Below are 15,543 nucleotides of genomic sequence, written 5' to 3' on the forward strand. Positions count from 1 at the left end.
AAATAGAAACAAAAAATGAATATAATATTGCTAGTGCACCAACTGGTGGGAGGGCAGGCCATGAACAAAGAAGAACAGCTCATAATGAATTTTAGGGACTTGTTTAACAAGATGGCTTGGCTTAATAAGCCAAAGATGGAAGTCTGTCTTAAAGGGTATAAGCCTTCTGAAGTACATTGTATAGAATCTATTGAACATGGAAATACTAATGTGACAAAACTTGCTGAGTCCCTTTATATGACGAGAGGCGCCATAAGTAAAATGACTAAAAAACTCATAGAAAAAGGCTTAATTGAAAGCTATCAAAAGCCAGATAACAAGAAAGAAATTCATTTTAGGCTTACCGAGCAAGGGAAAGAAATTTATAAAATCCATGATGAACTCCATAAAAAGTTTCTAGAGCGCGATAAGGCAGTATTTGAACAGGTAACCGAGGAACAATTTGACATTATGATTAACTTTGCGGAAAAGTATAATAGACATTTGGATGCAGAAATAAAAAAACATGGTGTTGGTATTAAGACGGAATAAATTTAAATAAGGATAATGTAACTACACGCAGCCCAACTCAATTGAGTTTCGGCTGCATTTTTATTGTTGTTATTTTGTTGACAAGGAAACAAAATAGTGTTATTTTGTTGACAAAGAAACAAAATTACAACTTTTGAGAGGAGAATAATATGTTAAAAGACAAAGTAAAGGAACCAGAATTACCAAAAGAAATCCTCATGGCTGCCTGGGCAATTGCACTTGGAGCAATTGCTCCAATGCTTGATTCAACTATGGTAAACATCGCCATTGACGAATTAAATAAAGATTTCAGCACGACGTTGGATACCATTCAATGGTCCATTACAGGTTATGTTTTAGCCCTTGCTATTGCAGTTCCTGTATCCGGATGGCTTATGAACAAATTTAACGGAAAGAAAATCTTAATCGGTGCAGTCATCGCCTTTGGTGTAACTTCTGTTTTCGCTGGGGTTAGTTGGAATATTTCTAGCTTTATCTTATTCCGTTTACTTCAAGGTTTTAGCGCTGGGATTATTACCCCGCTTATGTCAACGCTATTGGTTAAAACAGCAGGCAGAGAACATATAGGGAAAGTGATGGCTATCGTCAGCACACCAATGATTTTGGGCCCAATCTTTGGACCTGTAATCGGGGGCTTCATCGTCCAAGCTACATCATGGCATTGGATTTTCTTCATCAACGTGTTCATCGTTTTGATTGCTGCACCACTGATGATGAAAACTCTTCCAGACTTTGAACCATTCAACAAAAATAGTAAACTTGATATTTTTGGAATTATCAATTTATCCTTAATGAGTGCAGCAATGATATACGGAATTACGAAAGCAGCGGACCATGCATCATTTAACAATAGCGAAACAATCCTATGGGCGGGCATCGGCCTCGCTTTAGCTGTAATTTACATCACATATAATCGAATCAGAAAAAATCAAACCGTACTCCCCATAAATTTGTTTGCACACAAAAATTTCTTAGCATCCAGCGTCGGGCTATTATTAGCGAATATTGCCGTCATGGGACCCATGTTAATACTTCCATTATTCTTTCAAAACTTCCGTCATTTCACTGCCACAGAAGCTGCGCTTGCATTAATCCCTCAAGGAGTCGGGATGCTTGTTACTCGGCCAATGATTGGAAAAATGATTGATCGGATCGGTGCGAAATACGTAGTTATGGCCAGCCTTGTTCTTTCGCTTATCGGATCTATCCCACTTATCTTTATCACCGATAAAACGAGTATGATTTGGATTTCCATCATATTATTCATCCGTGGGACCAGTTTTGGAGGAATTATGCTTCCATTGACGAGTGATGCTTATACAGGGCTTGGCAGCAAACAACTTCCAGAAGCAGGTGTCGGTATTAATATTATTGAAAATCTTGGTTCGAGCTTTGGTACAGCTGTTATCGCAACTGTGGTTGCGACTGTCATGCAAGGATTACAGCCAACGATTGTGAATGGCTTAAAAGGTTACCATGCCGGATTCTTAGTATCCACCATTGTCCTTGCTGTAATCTTCATCCCAAGTCTATTCCTCACACATAAAAAAGCTAAATAAGCAAATGAGAAATAGGAATTATAGGATCTGTATACTTGATCATATCATCGGGAACTAAAAAAACTCTGTGCTTTATTAGTACAGTGGAAATCAGAGGGGAATTAAAGCAAAAGAAGATTTATTAGAAGAGATGCCCGTCCAATGACTTTTATCCTTTAAGAGAGCGGTAAGCATAGTAGACAACTTTAAAAAACAAATGAAGAGAATGTAAAGGAGAACCTTAACTTTTTCGCACTTATCACATACCGTATCTGAAAAAAAGGAGAACACAGACAAGTGATTCGTTTTAAAAAGAACCGCCTTCGACAATAATAAGTTGAAGCGGTTTTGCTGTACAAACAGTTAGCTGTCTTGGCTACCGGCAGGCTGCTTCTTAGACGGCATATACCAAAGCTAACTGTTAAATTGAAATGAAAAAAGGGGCTTTTAAAGCCCCCTTTTAAGACTATTGCCGCACTGTTTGTTCAAAATGTTTTAATTTTTAACAACGGACAAACTGACACTGTTGCCTGAGACTGTTACTTTAGCGAAGTCTTGCGTATCAATTACAGGTGTTATTGCTTTGTTGTCGATGGTGATGTTTGTAAAAGATGTTGAAAAGTTTGATTTGATAGATTGGCGTGACCCTGTTGTAGCAACTGTAGCGAGCGCTTTCCATTTCGAGATGGAACCGACATTTGTTTTGCTGATTTCTGAAATGAGACGGCCGTTGTATCCGGCATTGTTCGTGCCCCAGTATGTAGCGCGGGTATTGCTGTTAAGATTTTTGTAGATGGTAAGTTGTACGGTGCTGCCTGGACGGAAGCCTTTCGTATTCGTGAATTGGCTTCCTCCTTCGAGGTACTGAACCTGATCCTGTCCTTTTGAACCAACCTTCATATATGGTTTCCATACATTATATTTTTCACTGTACTGAAGCCCAATATCGGATTCTGTGCCTCCGCTAAAGCCAGAGTAGATGTAGGCTGTCCCATTTGAAACTTGAACGGAGCTAGGAAGCTGGATTTTCGTAACAAGAATGGCACCATTACTGTTCAAGTAAGCCCTCCCGCCAATTCCATCAGTTAGCTGTGATGCAGCTTCTGCGGTTTTTGGACTAATAATACCTGGCACATCTACTGCACATGTGCCAAAAAGCACGGTTGCCGTAAGCGCACCTGCAAGCAATCCTTTTTTCATCATCATTGTTTCCTCCTATCAATATTATTAGAAAACGCTATCATCTTTTATTATAAAACAATATGAAAATAATTCCATAATAAACGTGCAAATAGACGCAGAATTTACACATTATGACTTTATAGATCTGGCAAACGGTTGATTCGTAATCTTAAATAGTGCCCTGTGAAGTGTGAATTTCACTATAAATTGCTAATTGATGCTTGTTCTTAAAAGGAATTTAATATAGAAAGAGCTGAATAGATGCTGCACCTATATTTTTATATCCTCTTGGCAAAGCTTATGTAAAAGCTGTTTAACCGACATTTCCTCAGTCAATGATCGTATCCCTTGACCTGCCCATAAAGACATCTGATCATGGTTATTTTGATGTGAAGCCTGCTGTCTCATTGCCTTTGTTAATGTATTTTGATAAGGATACGGAAGGGTTTGTGTCTCAAACTGTTCATTTTCTTCCATCCATTTATTTACGATTCCTCTGGCCTCTTTACCTGAAAATAGTTTCGTAAGCTTCGTATCTGTTTCGTTTGCGTCTCGTATTTTCTGTTTATGCACTGGATGTGCGTTACTCTCGTGACAAATTAAAAAGGCAGACCCAATTTGAACGCCTTGGGCTCCAAGGGTTAAAGCTGCTTTTACTCCTCTATGGTCTATAATTCCCCCAGCAGCTATGACAGGTACACTCAATGCATCTGCTGCTTGTGGAATCAGAGCCATTAAACCTATGGCAGATTCACCTTTGGAAGGTAAAAATGCTCCGCGATGTCCACCGGCTTCACTTCCTTGAAGGACGACGATATCCATTCCCCGTTCCTCCATTAACAATGCTTCTTCCACTGTTGAAGCGGTTCCAATTAAACAGCATCCAGCAGTTTTTAGCTCCTTTACTGCGTCTTCCGGCGGCAGATCAAAAGTGAATGAGCAAGCCTTTACCTTGTTTCTTAAAATAATATCAATTTTTTGATAGAAATCATCCCACTCTTCTTGCACAGATGTGAAATGATTTACTTGATTCGCTAACGGTATGTTTTCTTTCCACTTTTTAACCTGGTCTTCTGAAGGCATTTCTAGACCTAGCGGAACAAACACATTAATTTGAAAAGGAGCGTCTGTCAGCTCAAACATTTCTTTTATTTGTTGTTCTAACAGTTCTGGCTTAAGGTACCCTGATGCTAAGCTACCGAGAGCACCTTGATTCGAAACTGCAGATGCCAGTCGAGGCTTTGTAATGCCGCCAGCCATTGGAGCTTGAATAATCGGTTTTGTTAAGGAAAACATCTTCATAAATTCATTCATACCGAATCCCCCCGTTAAGACATGACTTTTGAAAAAGTGTCCTTTCTCATTTTCCTCAAAAACTCGTATTCGCTTAAATATATCGTTTTCCTTCTTTTTGTCAACCAATGTTTTTCTGAAAATGATCCCTCATACTAGTTAAAAATATCGATAAAGCAGGGGGGATAAAAGTGTGTCAATGATAGTGTTGTCCTATGACGGCTCTACAAAAAAACCTGTAACAACTGAATATTCATGTAGTCCTTCATAGTTGATATCTGATTTTGAGGTGTCTTGCATCTTAATTTTGAATTTTATATAGGAGAACTTCATGTAAAATAAAGCTTAGAAGAATAAATCACATTCAAGAGTGAAAAAATCTATTAGACGTATTCAAAATGAGATCAATATTAGGTTTCACAATTAGATATTAAGGCTGAAACGGAGGAACATGTAATGCGAAGTGAACAGGAAATGATGGACATTTTTTTAGACTTTGCTTTGAACGATGAGAGAATCCGATTGGTCACTTTGGAAGGGTCACGTACAAACAGAAATATCCCTCCTGACAACTTCCAAGATTATGACATTTCTTATTTTGTAACTGATGTAGAATCTTTTAAAGAGAATGTTCAGTGGCTCGAGATCTTTGGGAAGCGCATTATGATGCAAAAACCCGAAGATATGGAGCTTTTCCCTCCCGAATTAGGTAATTGGTTTTCATACATTATTCTTTTTGAGGATGGCAACAAATTAGATCTAACCCTTATTCCAATTCGTGAAGCAGAAGATTATTTTGCTAATAACGATGGTTTGGTTAAGGTCTTGCTCGATAAGGATACGTTCATCAACTATAAAGTGACCCCAAATGACCGCCAATATTGGATGAAAAAACCGACTGCAAGGGAATTTGACGATTGCTGTAATGAGTTCTGGATGGTTTCGACTTACGTAGTAAAAGGATTAGCAAGAAATGAAATCCTTTTTGCCATTGATCATTTAAATGAAATCGTCCGTCCTAATCTATTGAGAATGATGGCTTGGCATATCGCATCCCAGCAAGGGTATTCATTTAGTATGGGGAAGAACTATAAGTTTATTAAACGTTACCTTTCAAATAAAGAATGGGAAGAACTAATGTCTACCTATTCTATGAGTGTGTATCAAGAAATGTGGAAGTCTTTATTTACTTGCTATGCATTATTTAGAAAGTATTCAAAAGCTGTATCAGAAAGTCTTGAATATAAGTATCCTGATTACGATGAAGGTATCACTAAGTATACGGAAGGTATTTATTGCTCAGTAAAGTGATAAGAATATAGATCGTCTTCATATGTTATTTGATTCTCGCTGATATGTAGAATTGCAGCATGATTATCATCAGTTCCTGTTTTTATTTCGCTCATACTATGCTTTCCCTATTCTTAGATGGATAATATGCATTCACGGGCTTATCAGCATGTTAGTGTAAACATTGAGATTTTCAGTGATTCATTTACTAGGCAGCACGCTTGTAAAATTTTTGTTCTTTTTAACGAAATGGTGCATTATAATTAACCTATAGATATAGAAAAAACAAAAGAATGAAAAGGAGGATTTTTGTGTTTCAAACCTTAGAGCATTTTTTGAAATCTTGGGAGTTCGAAGCAGATGCTACACAGAAACTATTAAATAGTCTGACTGATGAATCACTTAAACAAGAAATAACTTCACAAAATTGGACTCTAGGCCGCATTGCTTGGCATACCGTTGCTGCCATTCGCATCATTACCTCAAACACAGACTTAACGTTCCAAGCCCCAGCTGAAGATTATCCTGTTCCAACTTCTGCTCAGTTTATAGCTGACAGCTATCATCAAGCCAGTAATGCATTTGTACAGGCATTAAAAACCCAATGGACTGACCATACACTTCAAGAACGTATCAACTTTATTGGACAACAATTGCCTAACGGTGCACTTTTGATGTTTTTGATTCAACATCAAAATCACCATCGAGGACAAATGACTGTTCTCATGAGACAAGCAGGTTTAACTGTTCCAGGTATTTATGGTCCAGCAAAAGAAGAATGGACAAAATTTGGTTTGGAAGCCCCGAAAATGTAATCAAACTTTTTATAAAAAAGTTACGCTATGACAACATATAAGAAGATGTTTTGATCATTCTCTTTTCAAAACATGTTCTTTTTTTGTGCGTTTATCAATGATATCTTCCAATCACTTCAAATGACAATGATCTTCCGCACCATTGATATAGGCTTGGTTTTCCATGCTGCCAAATTTTCTAGATACACATATCTCTATAGATTCCTTTCTAACAAAACCCCCACTTTTTCTGCCATGGGTAAGGCAATTCATTCTTTAACAACCATTCAACTACTCTTACATATGCATTTGCAACAAATTCAGCAACGATCTCTTCGCTTTGACCCGAATTTTTGCCTTAGTAATATCAATGTCTTTTTTAAACTCCCCGATATGATGTTGAACAAAGCGACTTCGAAAATACTGAGCTCCTTTTTTCCAAGTCATGCAGATAAACAGTTGCACGGTTAATAACTGCTCTGACAGAAATATCCTGAATGATAATGCTATCGAATTTTTTGCATCAACTCAAGAAACGCTTTTTTAATTGTGGCTCGGGTTCTCACAATCCTTCTATCTCTTTAACACCATATCTTTCTTGAGATAATCGACAATTTTGATTGATTTGTTGTTTAAACAACAAAACCGATTAGATTAACGATTGTTTTGTTTGTATTTGTATCATAGATTATAGACAGGTGTTGAGAAAACATCAATTGTAGCTTTGACTTAACATGAAAGGATGGTATTTTATATGTCAAACTATATTTTTAAGTTAAGCGATAAGGTAATAAGGACATCGGTGTCATACAAAAACCGATTTGGAATAAAAATCTCGGCAGACCTCTATTTGCCAATAGACCTAGATAGTTCAAAGAAACACGGAGCCGTTATTATAGGTGCGCCCTATGGCGGTGTTAAAGAGCAGGGGTCCGGCATCTATGCTCAAAACATGGCAGAGCGTGGTTTTGTGGCTCTCGCATTTGACCCGTCGTTCAACGGATATAGCGGCGGAGAGCCACGCCACCTTTCATCGCCTGATTTATTCGTTGAAGATTTCAGCGCAGCCGTTGATTATATAGGGACGCGTCCATTTGTTGATAAGAATCAAATCGGTGCAATTGGTTTATGCGGCAGCGGGAGTTTTGCGATCAGTGCAGCGCAGGTTGACAGGCGTATCAAAGCTGTCGCAACGGTCAGTATGTACGATATATCCCGGGTTCAACGCAACGGCTTTAAGGACTCGTTCACCGAAGAAGATCGCAACAGGGTTCTAGATGCAATTTCCGAGCAACGGTACGCGGAGTTTGAGGGCAACCCGCCAACGTTGACAGATCGAGGGGCACCTATTGGATTTGATGATCACACTGACCCTATCGGTCGCGAGTTTGGTGAGTTCTATTCTACGCCTCGTGGGTACCATCCAAACTCAATTACTCAATTTACAGTAACAAGCAGCATGTCATGGATGAACTTTTCTTTGCTTACGCACATTAAATCAATTTCGCCAAGACCCATTTTGTTCATCATAGGCGAACAGGCTCACTCACGATACTTTAGTGAAGACGCTTACGAATTGGCGGCAGAACCAAAAGAGCTGTACATCGTCCCGAATGCGGGACACGTTGATTTGTACGACAAGACAGATGTGATTCCATTCGACAAGTTGGAAGCATTTTTTACTGATAATGTGAAGTAGGTTAAATCATTAAGAAATAACGTTTAAAAAGAAATTTTAATAAATGCCTCCATTGTTTTTGGGGACATTTGATTGAAGATAGGTGTTGATTTTTTGACTAAACGAACCCATTTGTTGATTCTCATCTTGACCATAGGAGTTTTCGGCATCTTAAATACCGAAATGGGTGTTATTGGGATCATGCCTTCTATTGCTGATCACTTTCATGTCAGCATATCAAAAGCAGGATTGTTGGTGAGTCTTTTTGCTCTTACTATTGCTGTATCTGGGCCAACACTGCCGTTATTGTTTTCGGGGATAAATCGAAAGCATGTCATGTTACTTGTATTAGGCGTTTTCGTGCTCGGAAACATGATATCGATATTTACATCTCACTTTACCACTCTATTAATGGCTCGTATCATTCCAGCTTTTTTTCATCCAATTTATTGTTCCTTGGCATTTACAGTAGCTGCTTCCTCAGTAAGACAAGAGGAAGCTCCAAAAGCTGTTTCTAAGGTATTCATAGGTGTATCCGCTGGTATGGTAGCCGGTGTACCCATCGCAAGTTTTATTGATAGTGCCGTTTCGTACGAAATGGCGATGACATTCTTTGCTATTGTTAATTTTATTGTATTTATTGCAACATTAATTTTTATACCTTCTATGCCTGTTGAAGAAAAGCTTTCTTATGGTACACAACTTTCCGTATTAAAAAAACCGATTATATGGCTTTCCATCGTGACTGTTGTTTTATTAAACGCCGCGATCTTTGGAGTTTATAGTTATTTTGCTGAGTATTTAAAAACAGTAACAAATATGTCTTCGAATGCCATAAGTTTAACGTTATTTATCTTTGGCGGAGCCAATATTATTGGCAACATTGTCGCAGGAAAGTTGCTTACTCAACGTCCCACCAAGTCTATCGTATCTTTTCCTTTAGTAATGGTGGGTGTTTACATCATCTTATTCTTTACAGGGCAGTTTACAGTACCAATGGCAATGATAACTTTTATTTGGGGAATTTTAGCTGGGGGGCTCATGGCTAATATTAATCAGTATTTGATTGCATCATCAGCCCCCGAAGCGCCTGATTTCGCAAATGGCTTATTTATATCATCCTGTAATGTAGGAACAACAATTGGTTCAGCTGTTGGCGGGCTGTTTATATCAGAAATGGGTATACAATACGTCGTATTGGCGGGCATTCTATCATTGATATTAAGTTTGGTAACTATTTTTCTAAGAACTTATATGTTTTCTCCTGCGCAGCAACTTTCTAGATAGGGAATACATTTACCATTAATGAATAATTTAAAAACCCACTTTTAAAAGTGGGTTTTTTTGAATGCGCTGTATAGGTGTTAATATTCTTCATCTTCAAAGAAACCAAATAGTTTTTCTTCATCATATTCGTATTTACGCCCTAGATTATCTGTATCTCTTTCGTGCTGTAAAATGACCTTATAGCTTTTTTTCCTTTAAAGATTCGTTTTCAATTACACTTAGGACGGTTACTTTATCGTTCTCATATGTCTTTGTAAAAAGTCTAATTTCCTCAATTGTATCCTTTAAATCTGTCTCATCACCATTAAAAAAGTCTAAAGAAACTTCAGTTGTATATTTTTCAATCATGGTTAGCACCCCCGCTTTGAATAGAAGCAGCTGTTCCAAAACGAAGTCTATTGGAAGAGTCTAGCTGAGTTGCAACATAAGAGAGGAACGTCTTCTCAATAAAATGGAAGGCAGGTTATTACTGTGTCACCACCTAAATTCATACAATAAGTAAAGCCTCCCAGCGATAAGCGAGATCAATATATTCATTACTTCGTTCGACAAATTCTGCAAATTGTAGACAACTTCCTCAATACTTGGATAATTAACTGGATAGGAGGGGGAAAGTTGTCATATTTCATTATACTTATAATCGTTCTATTAATCGGAGCATTGGTAACTGCAGCAGCCGGTATCATCTCTTCAAAAGTGGAGGTAGTCTCGCCGAAAACTACAATAGGATCTAAAGAGGAAGAACAGAAAGGTTTTTATACGCTGAAATAAAGCAGAGAAAGAGCATCTCCTGCAGGGGTGTTTTTTATAGAGGAGTTGGAAAAACTGAATCAGACTAATTTACTTTTAAGATTCACCCTTGAAATCGCTGCACTAATCTCCATAGGGGTGTTTGCTTGGATAAGCTTTAATGGTTATTTTAAATATGTTTTAACTTTGGTTTTACCTATTGCAGTTATGATTGTCTGGTCTGTATTTGCAGTACCTAATGATCCTAGTCGAAGTGGACAAACTGTAATACCTGTAAACGGGGTAACAAGGTTAGTTATTGAATTATTGATCTTTGCAATGGCTGTTGCAGCGCTTTATTTTAGTCACTTAAAACCAGTTGGTATTATCTTTTTATGTCTTATAATACTCCACTACATCATTTCAGCTGAGCGTATCAAATGGCTTCTAAATCAATAGTCTTTCATCTCAGCACTCCTTATTAGAGTGTTTTTTATTATTGTCTGTAGATTCAATGATTCTCAGATTAGATTATTGGCGGTTAACGGCTTGGACACAGTTGCAGTTTAGAAAGAATATATGGAAACGCATTTTCCAATAAGGAAGGCGCTCATTTGAAATTCATCATTAAACAATTGTACAAAAGTAAAATTTGTATTTAAAATGTAGTAATAAATAGAAATTCTAGTAGGAGGTTATCTTGTGGAAGAAAAGAAAAAAGCTTTAATCATTGTGGATGTACAAAAAGCCTTCGATGATAAAAAATGGGGGGTGCGAAATAACTTAAAGGCGGAAGAAAACATTAGTAAAATACTAAAATTATGGAGAGAAAAAGGATGGACAGTCATATACATACAACACACTTCTGATAAACCTCATTCTTTATTCCATCCAGAGAATGAAGGGTTTGTTATAAAGGAAATAGTTAAGCCTATTGATGAAGAAGTCATTATAACCAAGAAAGTAAATAGCAGCTTTATTGGTACGAATTTAGAAGAATTCTTAAAATTAAATGAAATAACAACTGTAGTAATAACTGGTTTAACCACGCCTCACTGTGTATCAACAACCACAAGAATGAGTGGTAATTTAGGGTTTGATACATACCTGATTTCAGATGCAACAGCAGCCTTCGGAATGAGAGACCAAAATGATACATATTATGATGCGGCGACTATTCATAATATATCTCTAGCTACATTGCATGATGAATTTGCCACAATATTAACAACTGATCAATTAATAAATGATTTTATAAAAACTCACTGATGAAAAACATTTTGGCGCAATAAAGCGACAGGCGCTTTTCCAATAAGAAGGGCGCTCTGATTCGGTTTCCTGCTTTACTTGCTCAATAGAACTATTAACCTCAGGCAGCACAATTTCTGTCCACAGTAACAAAGGCACAAATAGCCTGCTTTTCGCCTTGATTGGATCATTCATTAAGATATATGGGACGGCGAGACAATTAAACCCCCTTCTGTAGCAGAAGGGGAGGGGTACATTCAGTACCTCATTTTAGATCCGGTTTTACTGTCTTTTTATGATGGTTTCAGCTGATGAAAAAAAAGCTTTACTGATTTAAGGATCAAACTCCTTTATGGATCAAACGCTAGTGTATTATATTTCGAGATGTTTAATTAATTTAGCTGGATTGCCCCCAACTACAACATTATCTGGCATATTTTTAGCAACAACAGAACCAGCAGCAATAACCACATTGTTACGTATCGTAACCCCTGGATTAATGACTGAACTTCCTCCAATCCATACATTATTTCCAAAAGTAATGGGTTTTCCATATTCTAACCCTGAATTGCGTTCATTTGGATGAAGTGGGTGTGTAGCCGTATAGATTTGTACACTAGGGCCAAGCATACAGTTGTCACCAAATCGCACTTCACATACATCTAAAATGGTACAATCAAAATTTGCGAAAAAGTTATCACCTACATAAGTGTTATATCCGATAACCAAACCTAATATTGGAGTTTGCAGAAGCGATTGCAGAGTGAATCAGCCTTTAAGATAAAAAAATGATCGTTTGGCAAGGGATTTTTAGATACTATCAAAACACCAATGGTTTGAGACGAAATGGTGTTTTTTAATCATTAGGACAAACATAGCATCACCAAGTTAGGGGAGTAAACCATGAGTTTGCTCCTCTTTTTATATGCTAACGATGATTCTTGTGAAGCAATATGGGGAAGATTAAAGACTAATCTGGGATTTTCATAAAAAATATTTTGACATTTCAATGTAAAAAACATATATTCTTATATGAGCATGTGTTCATATAGTTATTTTGCATCACGTTAGAATGCTTAATAACAGCTTTAACATAATAACTCATATGTAACAACAAACTTTCGTTCAGGAGGAGATTTTTATGGGTCACAATCATACTGAAGGAGCCAATAAAAAGGTTTTATTGATCTCTTTTATCATGATTACAGGTTATATGATGATAGAAGCTATAGGCGGATTTTTAACAAATAGTCTGGCGCTTTTATCAGATGCAGGCCATATGCTAAGTGATTCAATCTCATTAATGGTTGCCCTGATTGCTTTTACTTTAGCTGGAAAAAAGGCGAATCACAATAAGACATTCGGCTATAAACGATTTGAGATTCTTGCAGCTATGATAAACGGGGTTGCACTAATTCTTATTTCCCTATATATCATTTATGAAGCAATCGTACGTTTCTCTCATCCACCAGAGGTATCAACAACCGGCATGCTTATAATTAGTATTATCGGGTTAATTGTGAATGTATTGGTTGCATGGATTATGCTGAGAGGCGGAGACACAGAGGGTAACCTGAACATAAGAGGAGCTTATTTACATGTGATAAGCGATATGCTCGGCTCTGTAGGCGCCATTTTAGCTGCCGTACTTATCATCTTCTTTGGGTGGGGCTGGGCAGATCCATTAGCTAGTGTCATTGTGGCTATTCTTGTTTTAAGAAGCGGTTACAATGTGACTAAAGATTCCATTCACGTATTAATGGAAGGAACACCAGAAAATATCGATGTCATTGACATTATTCACACAATTGAAGAGACAGAGGGAATCCAAAACATTCATGATTTACACATATGGTCTATCACAAGTGGATTAAATGCTCTTTCTTGCCACGCTGTTGTTGCCGATCAACTAACCATTTCAGAAAGTGAAAATATTTTACGCAAAATTGAACATAAGCTTGAGCATAAAGGCATTACGCATGTAACCATACAAATGGAAACCAAAGCGAATCATCACGATAATACGATCCTTTGTCAGGCCAAAATTGAGAAGCCGCGTGACCACCATCATCATTAAATTTTTTATCTCATTTTATAGTGAGGAGATCAATAGCATTTTGCAGATTTTGTCTACTGACAATATAAAATTGGTGGAGGGCTTAATATGTACGACACTATCGTAATCGGGGCTGGTCAAGCAGGAATCTCAATAGGATATTATCTTAAGCAGACCGGCCAAAAGTTTATCATTTTGGATAAAAGTCATGAGGTTGGGGAGAGCTGGAAAGATCGCTATGACTCATTGGTTTTATTTACTTCTCGAATGTATAGCTCATTGCCTGGAATGCATCTTGAAGGAGAAAAGCATGGGTTTCCTTCAAAAAATGAAATTGTTGCTTATCTAAAGAAATATGTTGAAAAATTTAAAATCCCAATCCAATTACGGACAGAAGTAATAAGTGTCCAAAAATTAAAGAATCATTTCTTAATAACAACCAATAGGGAAGAATATCAAGCAAAGAATCTTGTCATTGCTACAGGCCCTTTTCATACCCCTAATATTCCATCAATATCAAAGGATTTAGCCGGTGATATTAATCAATTACACTCGTCACAATTTAAGAATTCAAAACAATTGGCACATGGAAATGCACTAGTAGTTGGTGGGGGAAATAGTGGTGCTCAGATAGCTGTTGAATTATCCAAAGAAAGAGTTACATATTTAGCTTGTAGTAATAAACCAGTTTATTTTCCTTTAATGATTGGAAAAAGAAGCATCTTTTGGTGGTTTGATAAATTAGGAGTTTTACATGCAAGTCATACATCAATATTAGGAAAATTCATTCAAAAGAAAGGCGATCCAATATTTGGGCTCGAATTAAAACATGCCATAAAACAGAGGGAGGTCATCTTAAAAACAAGAGTCATAGGCGGAAAGCAAAATGAAATCGTTTTTAATGATTCATCTTCACTAGAAGTAAATAATATTATTTGGGCTACAGGTTTTAGGAATTCCCTTAGTTGGATAAAAATAAAAGGTGTTTTGGATAAAGAAAATCGAATCATACATCATAGAGGTGTTTCACCTGTAGAGGGATTGTACTTTATTGGTTTGCCTTGGCAGCATAGGCGAGGTTCAGCATTGCTTCAAGGCGTAGGAAATGATGCTGAATACATTGTAAAACAAATGAGCGGTGAATAAACTGAGTAGAGCAGTAACTCACATGTTTACTGCTCTATTTTTTGTGTGAATAAGTGTAGTTATGTGATGGTGTAAAGCCGCAAAAGTATCGCTGTTGTATCTCTTGACTTATTAATAAGAAGTACCCTGGCTCACTGATTGTGCAACCTTCTGCCGTACTTCCCGTGCTAGATGTGTAGCACGTAAGGTTGCCTCCCAAATAGTAGGATGAACTGAAGAATGACTGACTGATAATGCCCGTTGTGTGTATGGGACCATTGGTCTTAGGAGACTTTCTGCCTCGTCTACCGATGACGCGTATTGTTGACCAGATGCTCTTCGCAGGTCTGCTATAGCTGCAGGGAAGTTTGACCATAGGCGAAGTATCGAATTCATGCAGCCTACCATAAGAGGGAAATGAGGAGCGCGTCCTTGTCCGGAGGCTAGAAGCTCTGCTGCACCTAAGGCAGAATAAACGTGATAACTCAATGGAGTAAGGTATTTCGCGTGCACAATATGAAGTTCACGTAATCCCCAGGTATCTGGAAGAAATCTGAATTCTGAACTCATACCGCATCCTAGAGCAAGCGCCCTGCTAACAACTCTCAAGTCTTTCACCACTGTAGCCATTGACTCTTTGAAGGAGGAGGAGTGTATTGGAATGTGGCGAATAGTAGATAAAAGGCTTCGCATTTCATTATTTGCTTGACTTAAATCAGGGTGTTGACGAAAATCGTAAGAATAATCATACGGTTTGGATGGAAAATGCATATCTTTACCCCTTTCATTGAA

14 protein-coding genes and 2 pseudogenes are annotated in these 15,543 nt (G+C 37.5%); 11 read left to right on the top strand and 5 right to left on the bottom strand.

All coding sequences use genetic code 11. The features are described 5' to 3' along the window. Nucleotides 1–60: 60 nt before the first annotated feature. Both BLL41_RS06615 and BLL41_RS06620 read left to right on the top strand, forming a co-directional pair. Nucleotides 61–531 (top strand): MarR family transcriptional regulator, encoded by a 471-nt coding sequence (locus BLL41_RS06615; protein ID WP_071577225.1) that lies wholly within the window; start codon nt 61–63, stop codon nt 529–531. A gap of 149 nt (nt 532–680) precedes the next feature. Next, entirely contained in the window at nt 681–2,090 is a 1,410-nt protein-coding gene (locus BLL41_RS06620; RefSeq protein ID WP_071577226.1) for an MDR family MFS transporter, read from the top strand. A 474-nt stretch (nt 2,091–2,564) separates the two neighbouring features. On the opposite strand, the gene BLL41_RS06625 is transcribed toward BLL41_RS06620, so the two are convergent. Next, complete coding sequence (locus tag BLL41_RS06625) at nt 2,565–3,272, bottom strand: YrpD family protein (RefSeq protein WP_071577227.1); 708 nt, start codon at nt 3,270–3,272, stop codon at nt 2,565–2,567. 249 nt (nt 3,273–3,521) lie between these two features. Then, the gene (locus BLL41_RS06630) at nt 3,522–4,565 is read right to left on the bottom strand and encodes a nitronate monooxygenase (protein WP_071577228.1); all 1,044 of its coding nucleotides are present in this window, start codon (nt 4,563–4,565) and stop codon (nt 3,522–3,524) included. A 435-nt stretch (nt 4,566–5,000) separates the two neighbouring features. Here BLL41_RS06630 and aadK point away from each other — a divergent pair, with 435 nt between their 5' ends. Next, entirely contained in the window at nt 5,001–5,855 is an 855-nt protein-coding gene (aadK, locus tag BLL41_RS06635; protein ID WP_071577229.1) for an aminoglycoside 6-adenylyltransferase AadK, read from the top strand. A gap of 290 nt (nt 5,856–6,145) precedes the next feature. Next, entirely contained in the window at nt 6,146–6,649 is a 504-nt protein-coding gene (locus BLL41_RS06640) for a DinB family protein (RefSeq protein ID WP_071577230.1), read from the top strand. 194 nt (nt 6,650–6,843) lie between these two features. Here the strand turns inward: BLL41_RS06640 and BLL41_RS23000 are convergent. Continuing rightward, nucleotides 6,844–7,197 (bottom strand): annotated as a pseudogene (locus tag BLL41_RS23000) (hypothetical protein). A 185-nt stretch (nt 7,198–7,382) separates the two neighbouring features. Between BLL41_RS23000 and BLL41_RS06650 the strand changes: the two are divergent. Continuing rightward, nucleotides 7,383–8,327 (top strand): alpha/beta hydrolase, encoded by a 945-nt coding sequence (locus BLL41_RS06650; protein WP_071577231.1) that lies wholly within the window; start codon nt 7,383–7,385, stop codon nt 8,325–8,327. 93 nt (nt 8,328–8,420) lie between these two features. Next, nucleotides 8,421–9,593: an MFS transporter gene (locus tag BLL41_RS06655; protein WP_071577272.1), complete on the top strand. Its 1,173-nt coding sequence runs from the start codon at nt 8,421–8,423 to the stop codon at nt 9,591–9,593. 177 nt (nt 9,594–9,770) lie between these two features. Here the strand turns inward: BLL41_RS06655 and BLL41_RS22335 are convergent, their stop codons facing one another. Beyond that, complete coding sequence (locus BLL41_RS22335) at nt 9,771–9,941, bottom strand: chromosome partitioning protein ParA (RefSeq protein WP_083427946.1); 171 nt, start codon at nt 9,939–9,941, stop codon at nt 9,771–9,773. Nucleotides 9,942–10,208: 267 nt separating this feature from the next. On the opposite strand from BLL41_RS22335, the gene BLL41_RS22780 reads away from it, so the two are divergent. The 3 genes from BLL41_RS22780 to BLL41_RS06670 all read left to right on the top strand — a co-directional run bounded on the left by BLL41_RS22780 (nt 10,209) and on the right by BLL41_RS06670 (nt 11,591). After that, entirely contained in the window at nt 10,209–10,364 is a 156-nt protein-coding gene (locus BLL41_RS22780) for a hypothetical protein (RefSeq protein WP_177230632.1), read from the top strand. A 45-nt stretch (nt 10,365–10,409) separates the two neighbouring features. Next, nucleotides 10,410–10,781 (top strand): YrdB family protein, encoded by a 372-nt coding sequence (locus BLL41_RS06665; protein WP_083427952.1) that lies wholly within the window; start codon nt 10,410–10,412, stop codon nt 10,779–10,781. A gap of 243 nt (nt 10,782–11,024) precedes the next feature. Then, nucleotides 11,025–11,591 (top strand): cysteine hydrolase family protein, encoded by a 567-nt coding sequence (locus BLL41_RS06670; protein ID WP_071577233.1) that lies wholly within the window; start codon nt 11,025–11,027, stop codon nt 11,589–11,591. A gap of 351 nt (nt 11,592–11,942) precedes the next feature. Here the strand turns inward: BLL41_RS06670 and BLL41_RS06680 are convergent. Then, nucleotides 11,943–12,309 (bottom strand): annotated as a pseudogene (locus BLL41_RS06680) (sugar O-acetyltransferase); the annotation flags it as partial. A gap of 402 nt (nt 12,310–12,711) precedes the next feature. Between BLL41_RS06680 and BLL41_RS06685 the strand changes: the two are divergent. Continuing rightward, complete coding sequence (locus BLL41_RS06685) at nt 12,712–13,647, top strand: cation diffusion facilitator family transporter (protein ID WP_071577235.1); 936 nt, start codon at nt 12,712–12,714, stop codon at nt 13,645–13,647. Between the two features lie 87 nt (nt 13,648–13,734). Continuing rightward, the gene (locus BLL41_RS06690) at nt 13,735–14,772 is read left to right on the top strand and encodes a flavin-containing monooxygenase (RefSeq protein ID WP_071577236.1); all 1,038 of its coding nucleotides are present in this window, start codon (nt 13,735–13,737) and stop codon (nt 14,770–14,772) included. Nucleotides 14,773–15,543 lie beyond the last annotated feature (771 nt).

This window comes from Bacillus sp. FMQ74, from assembly GCF_001875785.1.
Taxonomy (GTDB): Bacteria; Bacillota; Bacilli; order Bacillales; family Bacillaceae; genus Bacillus; species Bacillus stercoris.

Excerpts from the sequence above, each read along its gene's own strand:
- BLL41_RS06615 (WP_071577225.1), top strand. The coding sequence starts at position 61 with ATGAACAAAGAAGAACAGCTCATAATGAATTTTAGGGACTTGTTTAAC.
- BLL41_RS06620 (WP_071577226.1), top strand. The coding sequence starts at position 681 with ATGTTAAAAGACAAAGTAAAGGAACCAGAATTACCAAAAGAAATCCTC.
- BLL41_RS06625 (WP_071577227.1), bottom strand. The coding sequence starts at position 3,272 with ATGATGAAAAAAGGATTGCTTGCAGGTGCGCTTACGGCAACCGTGCTT.
- BLL41_RS06630 (WP_071577228.1), bottom strand. The coding sequence starts at position 4,565 with ATGAATGAATTTATGAAGATGTTTTCCTTAACAAAACCGATTATTCAA.
- aadK (WP_071577229.1), top strand. The coding sequence starts at position 5,001 with ATGCGAAGTGAACAGGAAATGATGGACATTTTTTTAGACTTTGCTTTG.
- BLL41_RS06650 (WP_071577231.1), top strand. The coding sequence starts at position 7,383 with ATGTCAAACTATATTTTTAAGTTAAGCGATAAGGTAATAAGGACATCG.
- BLL41_RS22335 (WP_083427946.1), bottom strand. The coding sequence starts at position 9,941 with ATGATTGAAAAATATACAACTGAAGTTTCTTTAGACTTTTTTAATGGT.
- BLL41_RS06685 (WP_071577235.1), top strand. The coding sequence starts at position 12,712 with ATGGGTCACAATCATACTGAAGGAGCCAATAAAAAGGTTTTATTGATC.
- BLL41_RS06690 (WP_071577236.1), top strand. The coding sequence starts at position 13,735 with ATGTACGACACTATCGTAATCGGGGCTGGTCAAGCAGGAATCTCAATA.